At 69.8% G+C, this 20470-nt stretch carries 30 protein-coding genes; 13 read left to right on the forward strand and 17 right to left on the reverse strand.

Features of this window, described 5'->3' with window-relative positions; genetic code table 11:
• Positions 1-70: 70 nt before the first annotated feature.
• Positions 71-1630, forward strand: coding sequence for an FAD-dependent oxidoreductase (locus tag AC21LY_RS14620; protein ID WP_489047237.1), 1560 nt, complete (start codon positions 71-73; stop codon positions 1628-1630).
• 10 nt (positions 1631-1640) lie between these two features.
• Entirely contained in the window at positions 1641-2588 is a 948-nt protein-coding gene (gene ligD, locus AC21LY_RS14625; RefSeq protein ID WP_489047238.1) for a non-homologous end-joining DNA ligase, read from the forward strand.
• A gap of 49 nt (positions 2589-2637) precedes the next feature.
• Here the strand turns inward: ligD and AC21LY_RS14630 are convergent, their stop codons facing one another.
• The 6 genes from AC21LY_RS14630 to AC21LY_RS14655 form a co-directional block, all read right to left on the reverse strand.
• Positions 2638-2889, reverse strand: coding sequence for a DUF1272 domain-containing protein (locus AC21LY_RS14630; protein WP_489047239.1), 252 nt, complete (start codon positions 2887-2889; stop codon positions 2638-2640).
• Positions 2890-2969: 80 nt separating this feature from the next.
• A complete protein-coding gene (locus AC21LY_RS14635; protein ID WP_489047240.1) occupies positions 2970-3308 on the reverse strand; it encodes a hypothetical protein in 339 nt (112 codons plus the stop codon).
• A 212-nt stretch (positions 3309-3520) separates the two neighbouring features.
• Positions 3521-3964, reverse strand: a complete 444-nt coding sequence (locus tag AC21LY_RS14640; RefSeq protein ID WP_489047241.1) for a hypothetical protein — start codon at positions 3962-3964, stop codon at positions 3521-3523.
• Between the two features lie 89 nt (positions 3965-4053).
• Complete coding sequence (nrdF, locus tag AC21LY_RS14645) at positions 4054-5058, reverse strand: class 1b ribonucleoside-diphosphate reductase subunit beta (protein ID WP_489047242.1); 1005 nt, start codon at positions 5056-5058, stop codon at positions 4054-4056.
• 113 nt (positions 5059-5171) lie between these two features.
• Complete coding sequence (locus AC21LY_RS14650) at positions 5172-5912, reverse strand: maleylpyruvate isomerase family mycothiol-dependent enzyme (protein ID WP_489047243.1); 741 nt, start codon at positions 5910-5912, stop codon at positions 5172-5174.
• Positions 5913-5930: 18 nt separating this feature from the next.
• Positions 5931-6446 (reverse strand): TrmH family RNA methyltransferase, encoded by a 516-nt coding sequence (locus AC21LY_RS14655; RefSeq protein WP_489047244.1) that lies wholly within the window; start codon positions 6444-6446, stop codon positions 5931-5933.
• A 202-nt stretch (positions 6447-6648) separates the two neighbouring features.
• On the opposite strand from AC21LY_RS14655, the gene AC21LY_RS14660 reads away from it, so the two are divergent.
• The 7 genes from AC21LY_RS14660 to AC21LY_RS14690 all read left to right on the forward strand — a co-directional run bounded on the left by AC21LY_RS14660 (position 6649) and on the right by AC21LY_RS14690 (position 9570).
• Positions 6649-7002, forward strand: a complete 354-nt coding sequence (locus AC21LY_RS14660) for an LON peptidase substrate-binding domain-containing protein (protein WP_489047245.1) — start codon at positions 6649-6651, stop codon at positions 7000-7002.
• A gap of 110 nt (positions 7003-7112) precedes the next feature.
• Positions 7113-7265, forward strand: coding sequence for a hypothetical protein (locus AC21LY_RS14665; RefSeq protein WP_489047246.1), 153 nt, complete (start codon positions 7113-7115; stop codon positions 7263-7265).
• Positions 7266-7371: 106 nt separating this feature from the next.
• The gene (locus AC21LY_RS14670) at positions 7372-8028 is read left to right on the forward strand and encodes a PAS and ANTAR domain-containing protein (RefSeq protein ID WP_489047247.1); all 657 of its coding nucleotides are present in this window, start codon (positions 7372-7374) and stop codon (positions 8026-8028) included.
• Between the two features lie 102 nt (positions 8029-8130).
• The gene (locus tag AC21LY_RS14675; protein WP_489047249.1) at positions 8131-8547 is read left to right on the forward strand and encodes a CBS domain-containing protein; all 417 of its coding nucleotides are present in this window, start codon (positions 8131-8133) and stop codon (positions 8545-8547) included.
• 9 nt (positions 8548-8556) lie between these two features.
• On the forward strand, positions 8557-8802 hold the full coding sequence (locus AC21LY_RS14680) for a hypothetical protein (RefSeq protein ID WP_489047250.1): 246 nt from the start codon (positions 8557-8559) through the stop codon (positions 8800-8802).
• Between the two features lie 103 nt (positions 8803-8905).
• The gene (locus AC21LY_RS14685) at positions 8906-9109 is read left to right on the forward strand and encodes a hypothetical protein (RefSeq protein WP_489047251.1); all 204 of its coding nucleotides are present in this window, start codon (positions 8906-8908) and stop codon (positions 9107-9109) included.
• A 101-nt stretch (positions 9110-9210) separates the two neighbouring features.
• Positions 9211-9570 carry a low affinity iron permease family protein gene (locus AC21LY_RS14690; protein ID WP_489047526.1) on the forward strand — a complete coding sequence of 120 codons (360 nt, stop codon included), beginning with the start codon at positions 9211-9213 and terminating at the stop codon, positions 9568-9570.
• 98 nt (positions 9571-9668) lie between these two features.
• On the opposite strand, the gene AC21LY_RS14695 is transcribed toward AC21LY_RS14690, so the two are convergent.
• The 8 genes from AC21LY_RS14695 to AC21LY_RS14730 form a co-directional block, all read right to left on the reverse strand.
• Positions 9669-9914: a hypothetical protein gene (locus tag AC21LY_RS14695; RefSeq protein ID WP_489047252.1), complete on the reverse strand. Its 246-nt coding sequence runs from the start codon at positions 9912-9914 to the stop codon at positions 9669-9671.
• A gap of 7 nt (positions 9915-9921) precedes the next feature.
• Positions 9922-12012, reverse strand: coding sequence for a catalase (locus AC21LY_RS14700; protein WP_489047253.1), 2091 nt, complete (start codon positions 12010-12012; stop codon positions 9922-9924).
• Positions 12013-12068: 56 nt separating this feature from the next.
• The gene (locus tag AC21LY_RS14705) at positions 12069-12377 is read right to left on the reverse strand and encodes a hypothetical protein (protein ID WP_489047254.1); all 309 of its coding nucleotides are present in this window, start codon (positions 12375-12377) and stop codon (positions 12069-12071) included.
• On the reverse strand, positions 12377-12949 hold the full coding sequence (locus AC21LY_RS14710; protein WP_489047528.1) for a hemerythrin domain-containing protein: 573 nt from the start codon (positions 12947-12949) through the stop codon (positions 12377-12379). Before AC21LY_RS14710 ends, AC21LY_RS14705 begins: the two co-directional genes overlap by 1 nt.
• 51 nt (positions 12950-13000) lie before the next feature.
• Positions 13001-13348: an STAS domain-containing protein gene (locus AC21LY_RS14715; protein WP_489047255.1), complete on the reverse strand. Its 348-nt coding sequence runs from the start codon at positions 13346-13348 to the stop codon at positions 13001-13003.
• 163 nt (positions 13349-13511) lie between these two features.
• Positions 13512-14288 (reverse strand): SigB/SigF/SigG family RNA polymerase sigma factor, encoded by a 777-nt coding sequence (locus AC21LY_RS14720; RefSeq protein ID WP_489047256.1) that lies wholly within the window; start codon positions 14286-14288, stop codon positions 13512-13514.
• Entirely contained in the window at positions 14288-14689 is a 402-nt protein-coding gene (locus AC21LY_RS14725) for an ATP-binding protein (RefSeq protein WP_489047257.1), read from the reverse strand. The genes AC21LY_RS14720 and AC21LY_RS14725 overlap by 1 nt, the downstream gene beginning before the upstream one ends.
• A gap of 108 nt (positions 14690-14797) precedes the next feature.
• Positions 14798-15208: a ChaB family protein gene (locus AC21LY_RS14730; RefSeq protein ID WP_489047258.1), complete on the reverse strand. Its 411-nt coding sequence runs from the start codon at positions 15206-15208 to the stop codon at positions 14798-14800.
• A 193-nt stretch (positions 15209-15401) separates the two neighbouring features.
• Here AC21LY_RS14730 and AC21LY_RS14735 point away from each other — a divergent pair, with 193 nt between their 5' ends.
• Together AC21LY_RS14735 and AC21LY_RS14740 are read left to right on the forward strand one after the other, a co-directional pair.
• Complete coding sequence (locus AC21LY_RS14735) at positions 15402-16199, forward strand: SDR family oxidoreductase (RefSeq protein ID WP_489047529.1); 798 nt, start codon at positions 15402-15404, stop codon at positions 16197-16199.
• An 8-nt stretch (positions 16200-16207) separates the two neighbouring features.
• Complete coding sequence (locus AC21LY_RS14740; RefSeq protein ID WP_489047259.1) at positions 16208-16744, forward strand: DUF6328 family protein; 537 nt, start codon at positions 16208-16210, stop codon at positions 16742-16744.
• A 29-nt stretch (positions 16745-16773) separates the two neighbouring features.
• Here the strand turns inward: AC21LY_RS14740 and AC21LY_RS14745 are convergent, their stop codons facing one another.
• The 3 genes from AC21LY_RS14745 to AC21LY_RS14755 form a co-directional block, all read right to left on the reverse strand.
• Positions 16774-17277, reverse strand: a complete 504-nt coding sequence (locus AC21LY_RS14745; protein ID WP_489047260.1) for a DUF6098 family protein — start codon at positions 17275-17277, stop codon at positions 16774-16776.
• A gap of 112 nt (positions 17278-17389) precedes the next feature.
• A complete protein-coding gene (locus AC21LY_RS14750) occupies positions 17390-18130 on the reverse strand; it encodes a hypothetical protein (RefSeq protein ID WP_489047262.1) in 741 nt (246 codons plus the stop codon).
• A complete protein-coding gene (locus tag AC21LY_RS14755; RefSeq protein WP_489047263.1) occupies positions 18130-19173 on the reverse strand; it encodes an iron-containing redox enzyme family protein in 1044 nt (347 codons plus the stop codon). Before AC21LY_RS14755 ends, AC21LY_RS14750 begins: the two co-directional genes overlap by 1 nt.
• Positions 19174-19319: 146 nt before the next feature.
• On the opposite strand from AC21LY_RS14755, the gene AC21LY_RS14760 reads away from it, so the two are divergent.
• Positions 19320-20108 (forward strand): HemK2/MTQ2 family protein methyltransferase, encoded by a 789-nt coding sequence (locus AC21LY_RS14760; protein WP_489047264.1) that lies wholly within the window; start codon positions 19320-19322, stop codon positions 20106-20108.
• A complete protein-coding gene (locus tag AC21LY_RS14765) occupies positions 20105-20347 on the forward strand; it encodes a CDGSH iron-sulfur domain-containing protein (RefSeq protein ID WP_489047265.1) in 243 nt (80 codons plus the stop codon). Before AC21LY_RS14760 ends, AC21LY_RS14765 begins: the two co-directional genes overlap by 4 nt.
• The last annotated feature ends 123 nt before the right edge of the window (positions 20348-20470 follow it).

The following is a 20470-nucleotide window of genomic DNA, read 5'->3' on the forward strand; positions in this document are numbered from 1 at the left end:
CTCGGCGGTCACCCGCCGAGCCGGACCCGTGTCCAGGCCCGGCCACGGCTCCCACCGGAGGAGATTCCTCATGCCCCACGTCATCACCCAGTCCTGCTGTAGCGACGCGTCCTGCACCTTCGCGTGCCCCGTCAACTGCATCCACCCCACGCCCGACGAGCCCGGCTTCGCGACGGCGGAGATGCTGTACGTGGATCCCACGACGTGCGTCGACTGCGGCGCCTGCGTGACGGCGTGTCCCGTCGACGCGATCGGGCCGGCGCACCGCCTGCCGGAGGAGCACAAGGTCTACATCGAGCTCAACCGCTCGCTCGCCGCGGCGGACCCGGCGAACTCCTCGCTCGGCGGGCCCAACCCGCAGGAGCGCAGCCGCCCGCCGATGGCGCACACCGTGCCCCCGAAGATCCTTCCGATCCCGCACGGCACCGTCGTCAGCGTGGGCCTGATCGGCAGCGGCCCCGCGGCCATGTACGCGGCGGACGAACTGCTCCGCTACCCGGGCGTCACCGTCGACGTCTACGAGAAGCTCTCGACGCCCTACGGCCTGGCCCGGTTCGGCGTCGCCCCGGATCACACCCGCACCCGCAAGGTCTCGGGCCTGTTCGACAAGGTCGCCGCGGACCCGAACTTCCGGATCCACCTGAACACCGAGGTCGGCGTCCCCGGCGCCGGGAGCGAAGCGAGCGGACCGCGTCAGTACGTGAGCCTCGAGGAGCTGCGCACGCGGCACGACGCGATCGTCGTCGCCGTCGGCGCCAGCACCGACAAGAAGCTGGGCATCACCGGCGAGGACCTACCGAACGTCCGCAGCGCCACCGACTTCGTCGCCTGGTACAACGGCCACCCCGAGCACAAGGGCGACCCGGTCGACCTGACGCACGACCGCATCGTCATCATCGGCAACGGCAACGTCGCGCTCGACGCGGCGCGCATCCTCACCGCCGAGCCCGAGGAACTCGAAGGCACGACCATCTCCCCCGCCGCGCTCGCCGCGCTGCGGGATTCGCGGGTCGAGGAGGTCGTCATCGTCGCCCGCCGTGGGCCCGAGCACGCCGCCTTCACGCTCCCCGAGGCACTGGGCCTCGCCGACGAGCGCACCGTCATCGTGCACCCCGACCCCGACGTGGCCGAGACGATCGTGGCGGGCAGCGATTCCGAGCTGATCGGGCACAAGCTGTCGCTGCTCGAGTCCCTGGAGACCCAGTCCGACGCGCCGCGCCGCATCCGGCTGCGCTTCCTCACCACCCCCGAGTCGATCGAGGCCACCGGCGACGGGTTGGTCCTGCACGCGAAGCACACCGTCACCGGCGAGCCGATCGACCTCCCCGTCGGCATGGTGCTCACCTCCGTCGGTTACCGCGGCGTCCCGGTCGCGGGCCTGCCCTTCGACGACCGCCGCGCAGTGCTGCCGAACGAGGCCGGCCGGGTTCTCGGGGACGACGGTGCGCCGCTGCCCGGCGTGTACGTCACGGGCTGGATCAAGCGCGGCCCCAACGGCTTCATCGGCACCAACAAGACCGACTCGCAGGAGACGGTCGAGAAGTTCGCCGAGGACGTCGTCGCCGGCGTGATCACCGGCCGTCCGGCCGGTAAGCGCAAGCGGCCGCTGAGCAGGATCCTGGGCGCGTAACGTCGTCGCCGTGGCCTCCTCCGAGCACGGCGCGCCGATCGAACTCACCGTCGGCGAGCGCGTCGTGCGCGTCTCCAGCCCGGACCGCGTCTACTACCCCGAGATCGGGGCGACGAAGCTGGACGTGGTCCGGTACTACAAGGCCGTGGGCCCGGGCATCGTCCGGGCGCTGCGGGACCGGCCGACGATGCTGCACCGGTATCCGAAGGGCGTGGACGGGCCGAAGGTGCACCAGAAGCGGATCCCCGCCGGCGCGCCGGACTGGCTGGAGACCGTCGAGATCTTCTTCCCCCGGTTCGGCCGCACGGCCGACGAGGTGGTCGTCACCGAGCTCGGCTCCGTGATCTGGGCGGCGCAGATGTCCACGGTCGAGTTCCACCCGTGGAACTGCCGCGCCGGCGATCTCGATCACCCCGACGAGTGGCGCATCGACCTCGACCCCATGCCCGACTGCTCCTGGGAGCGCGTGCAATCCGTGGCGGGCGTCGTCCGGGAGGTCCTGGACGAGTTGGGCATCCGCGGTTTCCCCAAGACCTCGGGCGGTTCGGGCCTGCACGTCTACGTGCGGATCGAGCCCCGCTGGACCTTCTCGGAGGTCCGACGGTGCGCCCTCGCCTTCGCCCGGGAGGTCGAACGCCGGGCCCCCTCGGACGTGACGACGGTGTGGTGGCGCAAGGATCGCGACCCGTCCGCGGTCTTCCTCGACTACAACCAGAACGCCCGCGACCACACCATCGCCTGCGCCTACTCGCTGCGCGGCACCCCGATCGCCACCGCCTCGGCCCCGGTGACCTGGGACGAGATCCCCGACGTGCACCCCGACGACTTCACCATCACGACGCTGCCACCCCGCTTCGCCGAGCTGGGCGATCTGCACGCCGCCATCGACGACGAGGCCTTCTCCCTCGACACCCTCGTCGAGTGGGCCGACCGCGACGACCTCCCCCTCCCCGATTGAACACCGTTATGGAGTATCTGACCTGCGGTTTTCCTCTCCATAACGGTGTTCAATCCCGTGGGGCACGACCGCAGGAGTCGCTGACCACGCGGACCGTCGACGCGGGGTGCGCGGCGAGCAGAGCCGCAGGCCGGACGGGGCGCCGGACGAGTTCACCTCCGCAGTTGGGGCAGGTTCCGTGCAGCTTCTCGTCGTTGCAGTCCCCGCACCACGTGCACTCGAAGGTGCAGATGAACACCTCGCGCGAATCCAGCGCGACGTCGCGCCCGCAGCACTCGCAGTTCGGCCTGATCTCCAGCATCGCTCCCCCGTTCTCCCGCTGCTGTCCCAGTTCCCTGCGGTTTCGGCGCGGGAACCCCCAGGATGTCGCCGCCGAAACCGCTAGGAACTGCTGATGAAGTCGAGTAGCCCGCGGACAGGGTCAAGTGCGGTGGAAGCGTTCGCGGCGGTGACCACCCCGCCGGCCATGACCACCACGGCCAGGTGGTAGCGGGCGAAGTCGTCGACCAACGCCTGCACCGGCCCGGACGGCGTCGCTCGGAGTTCGGTGCGCATCACCGAAAGCGACTCCGCCAGTGGACCGTCGGATTCCGACACTCGACCGCCGAGGAGCGAGAACGCAGACGCCAGCGGCGAGCAAGCACCCTGCATGTTCGCGATGAGCAGGACCGTCGGGATCAATGCGAGCGCCCGAAGTCCGAGATGCAGGGCCAACGCCACGAGCAGCAGGCGAAGACGGCCTTGACCAGGTGGTACCGCTGCCAATCATCGACCAGCGAAACCGCTCCCGACGACCTGCCGCGGCGTGACGAGGAACCCCGAACGCGAGGGCGAAGGCGACCCCGATCACGACCTCCCGAACCCCTTGGACCGCAGGCAGGCGATCGCCACACACCTGATCACTCCAGGTCCGGAATCCCGTTCCTCCCGCATCACGCGTACACCGGTGTCCCGGGCGATACAGCGCGGATGGCTCGGATCGCGTCGTCGATCCGAGGGCGCGTGCCGATCTGCCATGTCACCCGATGTCGCCTGGCCGTGGGCGGCAGGCCCATCATCGCCGCATTGCCCCCGGTCAGCGGCAACCTCTGGCCCGACCTCACCGGAATTCCCGCGACACCCACCACGTGAAGCGTAGGGCCGAACCTGCCGCCCCGATAGCTGCCCACGTACACGGCGTCCACACCGGACCAGACGAAGTCGAACCCACTTCGCGGAGAACGGATCCCCTGATCATCCACGACGAGAACCGTACGACGCACGGTCAGCGCGACGATGCCGAAGACGAACGATCCGGCGCCGAGCACGAACGCGGCGAGCCCTATCACCGGTGTCGGCACGAGACTGCGCGTCTCGGAATCGGGCGAGCCGATCACCGCGAGCCCGATGACAGCGAAGATCGGGGCGGCGACGAAATGAAGCAGCAGCGCACCGATGGTGGGCTGCTGCTTCGCGACGAACGGGGTCAGAAGTCCCAGTCCTCGTCCTCGGTGTTGACGGCCTTGCCGATCACGTACGACGAGCCGGAACCGGAGAAGAAGTCGTGGTTCTCGTCGGCGTTCGGCGAGAGCGCGGAGAGGATCGCGGGGTTCACGTCCGTCGCGTCCTTCGGGAACATCGCCTCGTAGCCCAGGTTCATCAGCGCCTTGTTGGCGTTGTAGCGCAGGAACTTCTTGACGTCCTCGGTGAGGCCGACCTCGTCGTACAGCGACTCGGTGTAATCCTCCTCGTTCGAGTACAGCTCGAAGAGCAGCTCGAAGGTGTAGTCCTTGAGCTCCTGACGACGCGCCTCGGTCAGCGTCTCCAGGCCGCGCTGGTACTTGTAGCCGATGTAGTAGCCGTGCACCGCCTCGTCACGGATGATCAGCCGGATCATGTCCGCCGTGTTGGTGAGCTTGGCCCGCGACGACCAGTACATCGGGAGGTAGAAGCCGCTGTAGAAGAGGAAGGACTCGAGCAGCGTCGAGGCGACCTTGCGCTTGAGCGGATCGTCACCCCGGTAGTACTCCATGACGATCCGCGCCTTGCTCTGCAGGTGCTCGTTCTCCTCCGACCAGCGGAAGGCGTCGTCGATCTCGCGCGTGCTGCACAGCGTGGAGAAGATGGAGCTGTAGCTCTTCGCGTGCACCGACTCCATGAACGCGATGTTGGTGTACACCGCCTCCTCGTGCGGGGTGAGCGCGTCGGGGATCAGCGACACCGCGCCGACGGTGCCCTGGATCGTGTCGAGCAGGGTCAGGCCGGTGAAGACCCGCATCGTGAGCTGCTTCTCGTGCGCGGTGAGCGTGCCCCAGGACGGGATGTCGTTGCTGACCGGCACCTTCTCGGGCAGCCAGAAGTTGCCCGTCAGCCGGTCCCAGACCTCGGCGTCCTTCTCGTCCTGCACCCGGTTCCAGTTGATCGCCGACACCCGGCTGACCAGCTTGAGCGGAGCTCCGTCGGCGGGGCTGTGAGCGGCGATTTCAGACATGACACCTCAGTTTCGCGGAGCTTGATTTCAACGCCCATGACACTACCCGTTGGGGCTGACAAGTCCGGGAGGCGCAACACCTAGTGCCATCGCGCCAGTTCGGCGTGTCGCCGTCAGATGATCACGACGTCCAGCAGCCCGTCGAGCACCCCACGATCACCGTTCAGTTCGACGGTGCCCGGCTCGGCCCGGCGCCACAGCACCAGGTCCAGGTCCGACGCGGCGCCGCGCAGCGCGACATCCGCCGGCGCCGGCTCGTCGAGCACGTCGACGCCGTCCGCACGCAGGCGCAGGGTCCACCGGTCGCCCGTGTCGGTCGACTCGATCGCGAGCACCTTCCCGGCGAGCGCCTCGGACAGGCCCTTCTTCCCGACGATCAGCGGGAACTGCATCTGCGTCAGCTCGGTGATGCCGTCGGCCGCGGTCCACGCCGTGAGGGGCTGGGCACCGTCGGGCAGCGCGTTCTGCAGGTCCCAGCGGTGGATGGACACCTCCTGCGCCATGCGGCGCATCCAGAACCGCGCGGTGGTGCGGCCGATGAATGCTCGCGCGGGCGCGTCGGGTGCGTGCCGCCGGAGCTCCTCCAGCAGAGCCGCATTGACACCCGCGTACCACTGCAGCACACCGTCGCCGTCCGGCGCGTCGGCGACGTCCGGAACGAACCGCTCCTTCGAGTCCGGGCCGGCCTGCAGGAAGGCGGTGGCCCAGCGGTGCGCGCCGCCGGTGTGGACGATGCCGTTGTGCACGGTCCAGCCCGGGCAGCTCGGCACGGGCAACGCGAGGTGGGCGGGGTCGATGGCGGCGATGCGGGCGCCGTCGGCGGCGATGGAGTCGAGCCAGAGCTGAGCAGTCATACCCATGACCCTACGAACTCAGGCGAGTCCCGCGAGGCGATACAGCACGAGCGAACCCGCGACCGCCACATTAAGACTGGCGCCTCGCCCGATCATCGGTATCTCGACGGCCTCGTCGAGCAGGTGCAGTACGTCGCTGGGAATACCGGAGAACTCGTGGCCCAGCACGATGACGGTGCGCCCCCGCGCGGGCGGCAGGTCGCCGAGTCGGGTCGCCCCCTCGGCGAGTTCCACGCCGATGATGTGCGAGCCGCGCTCACGTTGCCCCGCGAGCCAGTTCTGCGGATTGCCGACGCGGTGGATGCAACTGGGGCCGGGCAGTGTGTTGCCCTTGCGCAATGCGCTGCGCACCCAGTCGTGGGACGGGACCGCCATGCACGCCCCGACGGCGTCGCAGGTGCGCAGCAGAGTTCCGAGATTCGCGCCGTGCTGCGCCCAGAGCGGGGCGATGATCAGGTGGTCCCAACAGGAGTGGCCCTGGCGCCGCCGTGCGCGGCGCAGTTCGGAGCGGGACTTGACCCGCAGCTCGGCCATCAGGCGGTCTGAGGCGTGATGCCCCTTCCACGATTCGTCATGCGGGGCAGGCTACGGGATCCGGAGCGCCTCCGGCAACGCCCTGCCGCTCGATAGCGCTCACGATGTCGGGTTCGACGCGGCCACGAGTGCGCAGCGACACGTGTATCGCTGCAGAACTCGAAATCGTGAGCCACCCGTCGGCACCGGGCATGCTGTAGCGGTGACCGACCTACCGATGTTCCCGCTCGGCGCAGTACTGCTGCCCGGCGAGGAGTTGCCGCTGCGCGTCTTCGAACCCCGGTACCGGCAGATGGTGGAACGCTGCCTCGCGACCGATGGGCGCTTCGGCGTGGTGCTGATCGAGCGCGGCAGCGAGGTGGGCGGCGGCGATTCCCGCACCGACGTCGGCACCGTGGCCCTGATCGACCGCTACGTCCGGAAGATGAGCGGCGAGTTCACCCTCATCTGTCGGGGCACGGAGCGCATCCGGGTCACCCACTGGCTCCCCGACGATCCGCACCCGCTCGCCGAGGTCGAATCCTGGCCCGACGAGGTGCAGCCGGCGTCGACCTGATCCCGCTCCTGCGCAAGCGCGACGAGATCGAGCGGCTCGCAGCGCGACTCGCCCGCGCCGAAGGAGCGCGACCGCGCGCCTGGCCGAAGCTCACGCTGCCCGAGAACCCGGTGGAGCGCAGCTACCACCTCGCCCGCGCGCTGCCCCTCGCGGACGCGGACCGTCATCGCGCACTGGCCGCTCCCGGCCCCGCGGACCGCGTCCGCGTGCTCACCGAGTCCCTCGACGACGTGATCGCCACATTGCGGTTCCGCCTGCAGTAGCGGCTCCGCGAGGTGCTCCGAGCCCACCCGCGCCGATGCGTCTTTCGAATCGCGAACCGCCTCGAATCACACTGGCCCAGAGAAAATCTCATCGTAAGATGTGCCCATGCAATCACCCGATAGAGAGGCTCTGGACGCCGTCGGTGGAACTCCCCAGCTGTTCGGCCGTTTTCGCCTGTTCTTCGAAACCGAGCGGTGGGAGTGGTCCGACGAGGTGGCCGCGATGCACGGCTACGCGCCGGGCGAGATCATTCCGACGACCGACCTCATCATGTCGCACAAGCACCCGGACGACGCGCCCACGGTCCGCGAGCAGGTGCGCCGCACGATGGAATCCGGGGAGCCGTTCAGTAGCCGCCACCGCATCGTCGACACCGCCGGCGGGGTGCACCACATCATCGTGATCGCCGACCGCATGCTGTCGGAGGACCACACCGTGATCGGCACCGAGGGCTACTACATCGACATCACCGAGACCGTCGAATCGGAAGTCCGCCAGTCCCTCGCGGAGACGATGCCGGACGTGATCGCCGCCCGGGAGGACATCGACCGGGCCAAGGGCGTGTTGATGTTCGTCTACGGGGTCTCCGCCGATCGCGCCTTCGAGATCCTGCGGTGGCGATCGCAGGAGACGAACGTCAAGCTGAGACTGCTGGCCGCACAGTTCGTCAACGACTTCTCGGCGCAGGAATCGCTGCTCTCCCGGACCGCTCGGGAACGCGTGGACCACATCCTGCTCACCGTCCACGAGCGAGTGCGCTGACCGCGATATCCGCCTCGGGCTCCGCACCGTTTGACCCGCGATGCGGCGGGGTAGCCCCGTGCCGCGAGCCACAACGGCTCCGAGCACGAAAGGAGAGCGGATATGACAAGGGCACGAGACATCATGCAGCCGTCCGTCGAGTGCATCGGCAGCACGGATACGGCGGCCGACGCTGCCCGGCGGATGAGCGAACTCCACGTCGGTGCGCTCCCGATCTGCGGCGAGGACGGCCGCCTGAAGGGGATGATCACCGACCGCGACATCGTGACCAAGGTGGTCGCGCGCGGGCACGATCCGGCGAGCGTCCGTGCCGGCGAACTCGCGCAGGGCGAGGCCGTCACGATCGGTGCGGATGACGATACGACGGAGCTCCTGGCGACGATGGCGGAGCATCAGGTCCGCCGGGTGCCGGTCATCGACGGTCACGAACTCGTCGGGATCATCGCCCAGGCGGACGTCGCCCGAGCACTGCCCGATCAGCGGGTGGGCGATCTCGTCGCCGCCGTCTCCGTCGATTAGGTGCCGGCGATGACGACGTGCGACACCTGCGGCAACGAATACGACGACATGTTCACGATGATCCGCGGCGGAACGACCCGGCATTTCGACAGCCTCGAGTGCGCGATCACCTCGTTCGCACCGACCTGCGCGCGATGCGGCTGCCGAGTCATCGGGCACGGCGTCCAGGTCGATTCCACCGTGTACTGCTGTGCGCACTGCGCCCGCGATCGCGGGCACGACACGGTGGCGGACCGAGCGTCCACACAGCGGTGAAGAACTTCCGCGGCCGACGTTTGAAGCCCGCGGCCACGGGTATCCCGTGATCAGGGATTCACTCGAATCCCGTTCTGACGGAACATATGAGGAGGAATGCACCATGGCAGACCCCAACAACCCCGGCCAGTTCGGTAATCGTTCCGACACCGAGGAGCAGGCCCGCAAGGGCGGCGAAGCCAGCCCGGGCCAGTTCGGCTCGAAGGAGGGCGCGGATCCGCACGAGGCCGGCCGCAAGGGCGCCGAGGCGCAGCCGGAGGAGGCCAAGGTCCGCGGTGGCGAGAACAGCCACTCGGGCGGGCAGTGACGCGCACTCCGCGCGAGGAACCGGCGACGGCGGGGCCCCACGGGGCCCCGCCGTCCTCGGCGTCCGACCGCGAGAAGACGCGCAGTCACCGGCCGCCCCTTCTGCCCGGCTCGGTCACCTCGAAGGTGTCGATCTTCGACCGTTTCGCGGATCTCACCGGTCAGTGGGTCTCACGCGCCTGGTTCTTCACCTTCTGCGTACTCCTGGTGGTGATCTGGGCACCGTCGATCCTGATCCTGCGCAACGTCGATACGTGGCAACTGGTCATCAACACCGCGACGACGATCATCACGTTCCTCCTCGTCGCCCTGGTGCAGAACCAGTCGACCCGAGCGGACGCCGCGACGCAGCAGAAGCTCAACGCCCTGATCGAGGCCGCACTGGACGGCGACCTGCAGTCGGAGTCCGTCCGCTGCCAGCTCCGCGAGGCGATCGGCGTGGAACGGCGGGAGTCCTCCTGAAAACCCCGGCCCGCGCCCACCCCGAACGACCACACACCGATGCCGGAGGGCCCGCGTTCGCGCGGGCCCTCCGGCTTCGGACGGGACAGGAGTCGCGATCACGGGCCGTCCTCGTCCGGCTCCTCCTGTGCCAACCGTTCGTCGAGCGACGGCCCCTCGCGTTGCTCGGGCCCGGTGATCCCCCGGCGATCGCTCTCCGCCCACCCGGACGGGGGATCGTTCACCGTGTCCCAGGGATCACGCTCGAGCAGGTCCTCGTCGAGGGCCTCCGCGTCGACCGATACGCTCGCCGCGTCCGTGTCGGGCTCGAGGTCGCCTGCATCATCGTCGGGGTTCGAGGTCACTGAAAAGTCACTCCTTCGGAGGGGTCGCGCCGCCGACTGCGGTGCGGGGCCAGTACCGCAGGTCCGCGCAGGCCGCGACGAAATCCGCGGCGGCGCGGTCCTCGTCGAGGCGGAAGCAGCCGTCATCGATGCTCTCGGCGAGCCCGGTCTGCTCGAGCAGCGGCCCGCCGTGCTCGCCGAGGCCCAGGAACTTGCTGTGATGGAAGGCGTCGGTGATGAAGTCCTGCGCCGCCGGATCGGCGGCCAGTTCCTCCGCGCCCGCCGCGGACGTCAGGACCGCCACGGCATCGAACAGGACGGACGGTGCGCCCGCCAGCTGCGCGTCGGCGACCAGCCGCTCACCGTCGTCGGCGACGACGCCACCCACCCGCTGCGCGACGATCGACGTCGTGGCGCCGGCGTCCTGAGCGAACCGGCGGAGCGAGTCCACCAGGGATCTATCGACACCGTCCGTCACCAGGATTCCGAGCATGCGCCCCGAGAAGGTCCGGGGCTGGTTGCGCAGGATGCTGACGGCGGGGGACGGCGGAAGGTCGGTGCGCACCGGCACCGCGGCGGGTGACGGCTCGGGCAGGGGAAGCCCCAGCCCCTCGGCGATCCGGGTCGCGAGCTGATCATCGACGTTCCGCAGATTCGCCACCATCCTCGTCCGGATCGCGGGTTCGAGCACCTTGCTCAGCTCGAAGACGTAGGCGGCCACGATGTGGTCCTGTTCGACAGGGGTCTGGCTGTCCCAGAACATCTTCGCCTGGCTGTAGTGATCGGCGAAGGACTCCGGGCGCAGACGGGTCTTCGTCCCCTCCACCGGCTCGGCGAACGTGGTCAGCGCCTGCGCGCCCGCTCGTTCCCGCGGACCGCCCTGATCGCTCGAGTTCGGCTCGTAGTTGATCGGGCCGGAGGGCACCTCGTGCTGCATGTGCCCGTCCTGGTGGAAGAAGGCCATCGGGCATCGGGGACGGTTCACGGGCAATTGGGTGAAGTTGGGGCTCCCGAGGCGGGACAGCTGGGTGTCCAGGTAGGAGAAGTTCCGGCCCTGCAGCAGGGGATCGTCGGTGAATCCGATGCCGGGCACGATGTTCTGCGTGCAGAAGGCCACCTGCTCCGTCTCCGCGAAGTCGTTGTCCACCGTCCGATCCAGGGTGAGCCGGCCCACCACCTGCAGCGGCACCGTCTCCTCGGGAACGATCTTGGTGGGATCGAGAACGTCGAAGGGCAGCGCATCGGCGGTGTCCTGATCGAAGAGCTGGACCGCCAGGTCCCACTGCGGGTGATCGCCGGCCGAGATGGCGTTCCACAGGTCGCGGCGGTGGAAGTCCGGATCGGCCCCGTTGATCTTCACCGCCTCGTCCCAGACGACCGACTGGCACCCGAGTACCGGTTTCCAGTGGAACTTCACGTACGTCGAAGACCCGTCCTCCGCGAGGAAGCGGAAGGTGTGCACGCCGAAGCCCTCCATGAACCGGAAGGAACGGGGTATCGCGCGGTCCGACATCTGCCAGAGGGTCATGTGCGTCGACTCCGGCAGGCAGGAGACGAAGTCCCAGAAGGTGTCGTGCGCCGATTGGGCCTGCGGGAAGGCCCGGTCGGGGTCCTCCTTGACCGCGTGCACGAGATCGGGGAACTTCATCGCATCCTGGATGAAGAAGACGGGGATATTGTTGCCCACCAGGTCCCAGTTGCCCTCGCGGGTGTAGAACTTCACCGCGAATCCCCGGACGTCGCGGGCGAGGTCGAACGATCCCGCACGTCCGGCGACGGTCGAGAAGCGGACGAAGACCTCCGTCTTCCGTCCCACCTCGCCGAAGACGTCGGCCACCGTGACACCGCTGAGCGACCTCGTGCATTCGAAGACGCCGTGCGCACCGTAGCCGCGCGCGTGCACCACGCGCTCGGGGATGCGCTCGTGGTCGAACCGGAAGATCTTGTCCCGCAGGACGAAGTCCTCCAACAACGCCGGGCCGCGCACCCCTGCCCGGAGCGAGTTCTGATTGTCGGGAACCGGCGCCCCCTGGGAGGTCGTCAGGGCCTCCGCCGCGACCTGGTGCGGCTCGCCACCCTTCCCGACCGCCGTGACCGCTTCGATCTGTTCGTTCGCCATGTCTCCTCTTTCCGGTTCTTCGTCGTCAGCGTTCGTCGTCGGGCCTTCGTTCGTCGTCAGCGCACGGCGCCTCCGCCCCGCCGCCGGTATCGCCTCAGGTAGCGGCGCTCGTCGGCCGGGGAGAGTTCTTCCCCGAGAACAGGATCGCGCTGCCCGCGGTCATCCCACACGCTCCTGCGGCGGCTGAGCGAGACCGCGGTCATCGCGATGCCACCCGTCACGATCAGGAGGATTCCGATGCCCAGTGCGAGCCAGCCCCACCACGCACCGATGGCGGTCGCGCTGATCCCGACGGCCAGGACGCCGACGCCGGCGAGGACGGCGATGAAGCCGAGCCCACCCCATGGCCGGGCGACCCGCGGCATCAGTGCGCTCCTTGCCGCATCCGGCCGGCGATCGCATCCCGGGCCCGGTCCAGCATCGCGGCGAAGGGCCCGACGAGGAGGTTGGCCGTCGCCGTCTCCATCCCGGGATGCGGGCGTGTCGGCGCGATCGACTCGATCACCTGGACGGCGTCGGCCATGCGCGCGGCCTCGTCGTCGTCGATCCGGTTGCGGAGCGCGACGAACTCCTCGCGCTCCTCGAGCTCCGCGTGCCGTCCGACCGCTGCGCGCAGCGCTTCGACCTTCTCCTCGAACTGCGCGGACTGCAGGTCCATGTCCTCGAGTTCGGCGAGCATCCGTTTGGCGGCGCGCTCCTCGTCGAGGCGCTCGTCCACCACCGTTCCGCCGGCCGCGATCATCGCTCGCGCCCTGGGGTGCACGACGACCTCCTCGGCCGCCTCGTGGACCGCGAGGAGTCGTCGCAGTTCGAGGAAGGCCTCGTCCCGGTCCTCCGCATCGCTCGCGAGAACCCGATCGAAGAGTTGTTGGATCCGCTGGTGCTGGAAGACCAGCTCGTCGATGAAGTTGTACGGGTTGATGAAAGTCACGGGAATCGTCCTCTCTCCTGTCGTCGGTCCGCACGTGGGCGGCGCTACAGCGGAGGTCTACCCGTGGAGGGCACCGCCAAACGTCGGCGCCGCCCCGAAGCCGGTGACCACGAGCACCCTCGACGCAGCAGCACTCGCGCCGGTGATCTCCACCGCGCGGGCGCCCGGCGAACCGACCTTCTGCCACACGTACGCGGCGGCGGCGATACTCAGGAAGTCGACCCGCGACAGATCCAGTTCCACCCTGGTACTCGTCCGGACGGCCTCGTCGACCGCGCGGATGAGGGCGGGCAGGGTGAAGGCGTCCAGGTCGCCCTCCGGGACGACCTCGGTGCACAGCTGCGACGATGCCCAGGACGCATCCGTCCGGAGGGTTTCGGGATGTTCGATGACGGATAGAGCCATGTGGAGCCTCCAGCAACAGATCGTGATGTTCCGGCTGCGGCACTCAACCTCCTTCGTTCGTACCACAGTCCCACTGTGCTGTACAGGTGAGCCGACCCGGTTCGACATGGAAACACCCACGCCGCTAGCGGTTTTCAGCACACGGAAGAATTCGGCGAATCCGCTATTCGGCGACGTGCGCGCGCAGCCTACTGAGCGCCTTGGCCAGGATCCGGGAGACGTGCATCTGCGAGATGCCCAGCTGCGCCGCGATCTCGGTCTGGGTCATCGAGCGGTAGAAGCGCAGCGCGAGGACGGTGCGCTCCCGCTCGTCGAGCCGCTCGACCGCGGGACGCAGCGAGGCGAATTCGTCGACGAGTTCGAATCCCGGGTCGTCCTCGCCGATCCGGTCGGCGGTGGAGGCCCCTTCCTCGTCGCCGATGGGCTGGTCGATCGAGCGGGCCCGGTAGCCGTTCCCCGCGCGCGCCGCCTCGCGGACATCGTCCAGGCTCACGTCCAGCCGTTCAGCGAGCTCGCGGTAGCTGGGTGTCCGGCCGAGCTCCTGGGCCGCGTCCGCGATCGCCGAGTTCATCCGCAGGTGGATCTCCTGCATGCGCCGCGGGACCCGTGCGGCCCACCCGGTGTCGCGGAAGTGCCGGCGAAGTCCGCCGGACATGGTGGGCACCGCGAAGGACAGGAAATCGGTCCCCTTCTCCGGGTCGAAGCGGTCCACGGCGTTGACCAGCCCGATGCGCGCGACCTGGACGAGGTCGTCGTAGGGCTCACCGCGCCCGGCGAACCGTCGCGCCATGTTCTCCGCGAGCGGCAGGCACCGGGTGATGACCTCGTCCCTGGCGGCCGCCGCGCGTGCGCCACCGGCGCGTCGGGCGGAGCGGAGGATCTCCGCCACATCGGTGTAGTCGTCGCTCGAGGGCCGCGGCTCCCGAGGTTGCGGCGGCACTACACGCCGCTCCGCGCGGATCGGAACGAGACGCTCGTCCACCATCCGCCGCCCGGGGCCGGGACGTGCTCGACCTCGAGTCCCTCGGTGAGCGTGTTCAGGACCCGCCAGCCGAAGCCCGCCCGATCCGGTACTCGGTCGGTCCGCGTGCTCGCCGCGATGATCGTGGTCAGCTCCGCCGCGCCGGGATCGACGCGCAGCTCGACGCGCGCGTCGTCCTGCGCATCGGCGATCAGCTCGGTACAGATCTGGTCGATGGCCAGCCCGAGGTCCGCCACTCGATCGATGTCGAGGTCGAGCATGACCGCGAGCGCCTCCGGTACCGCCCGCAGCACCGGCAGATACGCGAGGTCGGCCGGGACCCGCAGATCGACGGGGTGGTCGGGCGTGGTCCGTGCCATGTGCGCCATGAGGCTCCGTTCATCGAAGGGCGCCTTCCGTGCTAGCACGGCGCCCCCTCCCCTGTACAGCACGAGGGCACGGGATGTGCGTTCGGCATCGCACGGGCATCAGTCCTTGGTCCTCGCACGTTCGTTCGCGCGTTCGATCGCATCGATGAGTTCCGCCTTCCGCATCGTCGAACGACCTCGGATCCCGAGGCGCCGCGCGACGTCGAGGAGGTGCTCCTTCGTCGCGTTGACGTCGACGCCCTCGTGCGTCGTGCCCCCACGGCGCTGCCCGGGGCGTTCCGAGGTTCCCCGCTTCCCTCCTGGCTTGCGTTCCCACCGGTCCCCGACCCGCTCGTAGCTGTGTTTGAGGGCGGCGTAGGCCACACGGTGCGCCCGCTCCTCGTCCCCGTACTCCTCGAGTGCGGAGTCGTGCGCCTTCGCGAAGGTCCGCTGTGCCTTCGCACTCGAACGTTGCAGAGTTCCTGGAAGTTCGTCCTGGTCGGCCGCCCCCTGGTCCGTGGTCTTCGGCATCGCTCCTCCTCATTCCACGTCACTGTCTGTCCTGTCGACGGTCGCGTACCCCGGATCGCCGCCGCGCAAACCCCCGGCGCGGGGTTTGCCCGCGAACGCCGGCGGGTAGCAGTGCAACAGCGACCGAGCGTCACTGTCGAAGGAGGAGAACGTGCCGAGCCAGACCATCCGTTACCCCGGCGAGACAGGGGACATGAAGGACCAGCCCCGCGACGAGATGCGCGACTACCACGGCCGCGGGCTGCTGGAGGGGAGGAAGGCCCTGATCACCGGCGGCGACTCGGGCATCGGCCGGGCGACGGCGATCGCCTTCGCGAAGGAGGGTGCCGACGTGTCCATCGCGTACCTCGACGAGGGCGACGACGCCGCCCGGACCGTCGACCTCATCGAGCGGGAGGGGCGACGGTGCGTCCGCTACGCCGGCGATCTCGGGGATCCCGAGCACTGCCGCGACGTGGTCGAACGCACCCACTCCGAACTGGGCGGGCTGTCGATCGTCGTCAACAACGTCGGCACCCAGCAGCCGGTGGACGACCTCACCGAGATCACCACCGAGCAGTGGCGGCGGACCTTCGCGGTGAACATCGACAGCTTCTTCCACGTGACCCGTACCGCGCTCCCCCTGCTCACGCGCGGCGACTGCATCATCAACACGGCCTCGATCAACGGCCTGCGCGGCAATCGCCGCCTCATCGACTACTCCGCCACGAAGGGCGCGGTCCTCGCGTTCACCTATGCGATGGCGCAGTCCCTGATGGACCGGGGGATCCGCGTCAACTGCGTCGCCCCCGGCCCGGTGTGGACGCCCCTGATCCCCGCGACCTTCGACGAGGACGCGGTGGCCGGCTTCGGCGAGCAGGCCCCGTACGGCCGGGCAGCCGATCCCGACGAGATCGCGCCCTCGTACGTCTTCTTCGCCGCGAGCACCATGTCCTCGTACTACTCCGGTGAGGTTCTCGCCCCCATCGGCGGCGAGACCCTCCCGGGCTGAGCGAGTCCGTGCACTTCGATCCCGCCTCGCCGTACCGCGACCGTCCCTGGAATCTGCAGGCGCGCAACGAGACCCCCACCGAACGACTGGACCGGAACTGGGCCTCGCTGCTCCAGGAGGTGCGGGTGCTGCAGATGAGCGTGCAGTTGCTCTCGGGGTACCTCCTGGTGCTGCCGTTCCAGCCGCGGTTCGCGACGCTGAGCACCGCCTGCCGAGTGCTGTACTACCTGACGATGACCGCATCGCTCGCGGCCGTCATCGTCTTCCTCACTCCCATTGCGCTGCACCGGCTCCTGTTCCGCACCCACAACCTCGCCGTGGTCGTCACCGCGACGCACCGCCTGGTGCTCCTCGGGACGGCGGCGGTCGGGCTGGCCCTCACCGGCGCCGCGGCCCTCGTGGTGGCGGTGGGGTCCGAGTCGATGCTCATCGGCGCGGTGGCCGCGGTGGCCGGTGGCGCCTGCGCGGGCTTCTTCTGGTGGTGGCTCCCCCGCCACCTGTTCCGTCGGTACGGGCACGACCCGGGCACGTCGACGGGGCGGTGACGCCCGTCGGCCCGCATCGCTTCCCGACATCACCTCGCGCCCCGGTCACGGCCGCGCGAGTCCCTGCCGGCCTCCATCCGGCTCCGGTACTCGGCCGCGGCCTCGTCGAGCACGCCACTGGTCAGCCTGGCCACCGGACGGACCGACCTGACCAGTGGCTCGTGGTCGGGTCCCCGCCCGACGAGCCGTCCCGTCAGCACCCAGGCGTACCTGCCCGCCACATCGAGTTCGCGGTAGGTGCACACGCGGCGGACGACCCAGGTCCGGGTCGGCAGAGCCCACCAGGGCTCGGGAGTCAGTGTGGCCACGGATAATCCGGGCAGTACGTAGTCGGCCTCGTAGTCGCGACTGGGTCCGTTGCGCAGATCGGCGGCCGGGCCCTCGGAGTAGCGGACGTACAGGGCCGAGCGGGAATCCACTTCCCGGACCAGATCGGCCAGCGCCCCGACCACCGGCACCTCGTCATCCTCACCGCGCCAGGCGAACAGCGGCGGCGCGCCCTCGTCGCCTGCATGTCGCGGGTACTCGTCCACGAACCCTCCTATCGCCACTGTCCCCACCGCCGACGGCCCGGCGCCCCGGCCCGCCGCGATGACGTACCCGCCGCGGGGAACCGCGAAACGCCTTTCCCTGCACCGAGGCCGGTCACCATTCGACACCGTCGGGGATTCCGGGCATCCACCCGGTCCGCACGGGTTCCCGCGGGTGCACCGGCCGCCACCTGCCCGCTTGCAGCCACCGTCGGACGCAGCGGCCGGACCATCCTCCCCGGGCCTGCACCGGCGCCCACCGAGCGGGCACCAGCGACCACAACCAGTACCGCGCCTTCCAGGTGCGGTCCCAGCGCCATTCCTCGAGATCCGGAACGGCGAGCGCGCCGTCGTCGACGATCGGCGCGACCGCGGCCCGCGACGGATTGGCCCGTTTACGCGCACGGGAGGGGCTGGTGCCGGTTCCGCGGATGCGGATCCGGTAGGCCTCTCTGCGCACGCCCGCTTTGTGCGGTGCCAGCCAGTCGACGAGGAACCAGCTGGTGTCGAGATCCCGGGTCCGGAGTTGCACCGTGGCGGTCAGCGCCTCGGTGGTGTTGTCCAGACGGGGCACGCGGTCCACCACGAGGTCCCGGCCGCCATCCCGGAGCACCGTCCCGAGCACGTCGTACCAGGTTCCAGGGCCCCGTGCCACGATCCGGAGCTCCACCGAGTTCCACTGGTCATCGGGACCCACGCCGATCGTCGTCGTGCCGGGCACCCGTTCGATGCGGCGCGCCCCGATGGTCAGCCCGTGACCGCCGGTCGTATCCCGCGAGAGGGTGAACTGTTTCCACGAGACCACGAGGGTGATCAGTGGGATGAGGATGAGGGGGATGTAGACGCCGGTGCTCATCACAGGTCGCGCACGAGGGTCTTCCCGGCGCGCCAGGCGGCGAGCAGCGCAGCGCCGAGGCGGTCCTCCACCAGGCGCCAGGCGGCGATGCCCCGAACGATGTCGCGCTCGGTCTCCGGGCACGCGGCGGCCATCGCCCCGACCACGTCGTGCCGCATCACGAGTTCGTGGACCGCGTCGGCTTCGACGTGCTCGCGGTAGAAGCGCTTCGCCGGGTCCGGCGCGTCGGCCCGCTCCAGCGCGGCCACCATGCGCGCCGAGCCCGGCGGTGAGGCCACCTCGGTCGCAGCGAAATGCCCTATCGCCGCGCCGAGTTCGGCGCGGCGTAGCCCGAAGGCGGTCATCAGGGTGACCGGGGCGATCGCCGCCGCGGGTGCGCGATCGAGGTAGTCCAGATACCCGCTGTCCATCCCCATCGCGGTGAGGAGGTCGGCGTACAGGCACTGGTGGACGTCCTCGGCGCGCCCGGCGCCGTACTCGTCGTATTCGACGGCGACGAAGGGCGCCTTGCAGACCGGCGTCAGCCGCGGAACGACCCAGGCGTGCGGATCCGCCTCCTTGAGGTGGTAGAGCGACCGGGCGGCGAAGTAGTCACGGAACCGAGTCCCGTCCGCGTCAGCCCCCAGCCCTTCGACGGTGCCGCCGGCCTGCAGGCTGTCCCGGGCCAGGTCGTCGAGCGCCGCGGACGCGGAGGCGCCGTTCGCGGGAAGGCCGAGCTCCTCGTCGACCGCCTCGAGGAAGACGTCCTCGAGGCGCACCCGGGCGGCGACGATCGACGGTTCCCACTCCAGTGCGGCGTCGATGCCGCGCCAGCCGCGGTAGTGCATCTCCTGGCAGATGAAGAGCGCCAGCTGCAGGTCGTCACCCCAGGGATCCGCACCGGCCGGGTCGGGCATGGACGCGGAGACCGGTCCACCCGATTCGAGGGCGGTGATCGCCCACCGGGATATCGGGCCTCGCGGCGAGGGCAGCTGCGCGACATGCCCGTTCCGCACCGGCTCCGCGATCCGCACCATCTTCCACCACCGTTCCGTCGACGTCATCGCGATACCCGTACCCGTTCCGGCGATCCGCGAAACCCGTTCCGCGCGCGTTTGTCCGGGCACACCCGCGGGTACAGAGCACCGTCAGCCCGCAGTGCAGTGACCCGGTGCGCTCGACGTCGACCGCGCCGGCGGAAGGAGAGAAGATGTCGAGCAGTACCCGTTCGGTGCTCGCGCCGGATCGGACCGATCCCCCGTCGCCGCGCTCGGCTCCCGGTGCTCCCGATAGCGGGGCGCCCCCGAGCGGCCTCCTGGATGCGGCCCGCTCGGCCGCCGGGCCGGACGAGGTCTACCGGCCGCAGGCCGATACCCGTCTCCTGTTGGACGCTCTCGGCGACCTTCCACTGCGCGGCGCGCGCACGCTCGACCTGTGCACGGGTTCCGGCGTCGTCGCCGTGGAGGCCGCGTTGCTGGGCGCCCGCGTCACCGCGATCGACTCCGCGCCCGCGGCGGTGCGCGCGACCCGGACGGTGAGTGCCCATGCGGGCGTCGAGGTGGACGTGCGCCTGGCCGGTGTGGCCGGGTTCCGTTGCGCCCACGCCTTCGACGTGGTCACTTGCAATCCCCCGTACGTGCCGACTCCCGCCGGCACCGAGCACCTGCCGAGCTCGGCGGCGGGGCCGGCCGGTGCGTGGAACGCCGGCCCCGATGGGCGCGCCGTCCTCGACGTCGTCTGCGCCAGGCTCGACCACCTCCTCGCACCGGCCGGCACCGCCCTGATCGTGCAGTCGGCGTTCGCGGACTGCGAGCGGACACTCCTGCTGCTGCGGGAGGCCGGATTCGACGCGGACGTGGTGCGCAGCCGCCGGATCCCCTTCGGTCCCGTCCTACGCGCGCGGCGAGAACCGCTCCGCCGCGCGGGCGTGATCCCGCCCAGCTGCCACCTCGAGGAGATCGCCGTCATTCGCGCGCGCCGCCGCGGCGGTGCGCGATGACCGCCGCGGAGCGGGGCGGGACGCGCCGCGCCACTGCGGAACGGCGACGGCGCGTTCGGGTCGTCCCGGGCGGTCCCGTCCTGGTCGAGGGCCCCATCGAGGTGGTCGGTGCCGACGGCACACCGACGACGTGCGATCGATTCGTCGTCGCCCTGTGCACGTGCGGCGGCAGCCGCATCGCCCCGCTGTGCGACAGCAGCCATCGCCGGCGCCGCTCCCGCGCGCCGCGGCCGCGGTGATCCCGCGGGCACCGGTTCCATCCCTTCGGGGAGGCGAGCGAACCGCCTCGGGGCAGTGGCCCCGAGGCGGTTTTCGTCCCAGGCAAAGGCTCCACAGTTCAGGGGGGGCGGAGGCCAGCCCCG

It is taken from the genome of Tsukamurella sp. II2bb (genome assembly GCF_057815145.1).

Bases quoted from the DNA above. Each gene is read 5' to 3' on its own strand.
- AC21LY_RS14620 (WP_489047237.1), top strand. From the start codon at position 71: ATGCCCCACGTCATCACCCAGTCCTGCTGTAGCGACGCGTCCTGCACC.
- AC21LY_RS14630 (WP_489047239.1), bottom strand. From the start codon at position 2,889: ATGCTGGAGATCAGGCCGAACTGCGAGTGCTGCGGGCGCGACGTCGCG.
- nrdF (WP_489047242.1), bottom strand. From the start codon at position 5,058: ATGTCTGAAATCGCCGCTCACAGCCCCGCCGACGGAGCTCCGCTCAAG.
- AC21LY_RS14650 (WP_489047243.1), bottom strand. From the start codon at position 5,912: ATGACTGCTCAGCTCTGGCTCGACTCCATCGCCGCCGACGGCGCCCGC.
- AC21LY_RS14655 (WP_489047244.1), bottom strand. From the start codon at position 6,446: ATGGCCGAGCTGCGGGTCAAGTCCCGCTCCGAACTGCGCCGCGCACGG.
- AC21LY_RS14670 (WP_489047247.1), top strand. From the start codon at position 7,372: ATGCAATCACCCGATAGAGAGGCTCTGGACGCCGTCGGTGGAACTCCC.
- AC21LY_RS14675 (WP_489047249.1), top strand. From the start codon at position 8,131: ATGACAAGGGCACGAGACATCATGCAGCCGTCCGTCGAGTGCATCGGC.
- AC21LY_RS14680 (WP_489047250.1), top strand. From the start codon at position 8,557: ATGACGACGTGCGACACCTGCGGCAACGAATACGACGACATGTTCACG.
- AC21LY_RS14685 (WP_489047251.1), top strand. From the start codon at position 8,906: ATGGCAGACCCCAACAACCCCGGCCAGTTCGGTAATCGTTCCGACACC.
- AC21LY_RS14700 (WP_489047253.1), bottom strand. From the start codon at position 12,012: ATGGCGAACGAACAGATCGAAGCGGTCACGGCGGTCGGGAAGGGTGGC.
- AC21LY_RS14705 (WP_489047254.1), bottom strand. From the start codon at position 12,377: ATGCCGCGGGTCGCCCGGCCATGGGGTGGGCTCGGCTTCATCGCCGTC.
- AC21LY_RS14715 (WP_489047255.1), bottom strand. From the start codon at position 13,348: ATGGCTCTATCCGTCATCGAACATCCCGAAACCCTCCGGACGGATGCG.
- AC21LY_RS14725 (WP_489047257.1), bottom strand. From the start codon at position 14,689: ATGGCACGGACCACGCCCGACCACCCCGTCGATCTGCGGGTCCCGGCC.
- AC21LY_RS14730 (WP_489047258.1), bottom strand. From the start codon at position 15,208: ATGCCGAAGACCACGGACCAGGGGGCGGCCGACCAGGACGAACTTCCA.
- AC21LY_RS14735 (WP_489047529.1), top strand. From the start codon at position 15,402: ATGAAGGACCAGCCCCGCGACGAGATGCGCGACTACCACGGCCGCGGG.
- AC21LY_RS14750 (WP_489047262.1), bottom strand. From the start codon at position 18,130: ATGAGCACCGGCGTCTACATCCCCCTCATCCTCATCCCACTGATCACC.
- AC21LY_RS14755 (WP_489047263.1), bottom strand. From the start codon at position 19,173: ATGACGTCGACGGAACGGTGGTGGAAGATGGTGCGGATCGCGGAGCCG.
- AC21LY_RS14760 (WP_489047264.1), top strand. From the start codon at position 19,320: ATGTCGAGCAGTACCCGTTCGGTGCTCGCGCCGGATCGGACCGATCCC.
- AC21LY_RS14765 (WP_489047265.1), top strand. From the start codon at position 20,105: ATGACCGCCGCGGAGCGGGGCGGGACGCGCCGCGCCACTGCGGAACGG.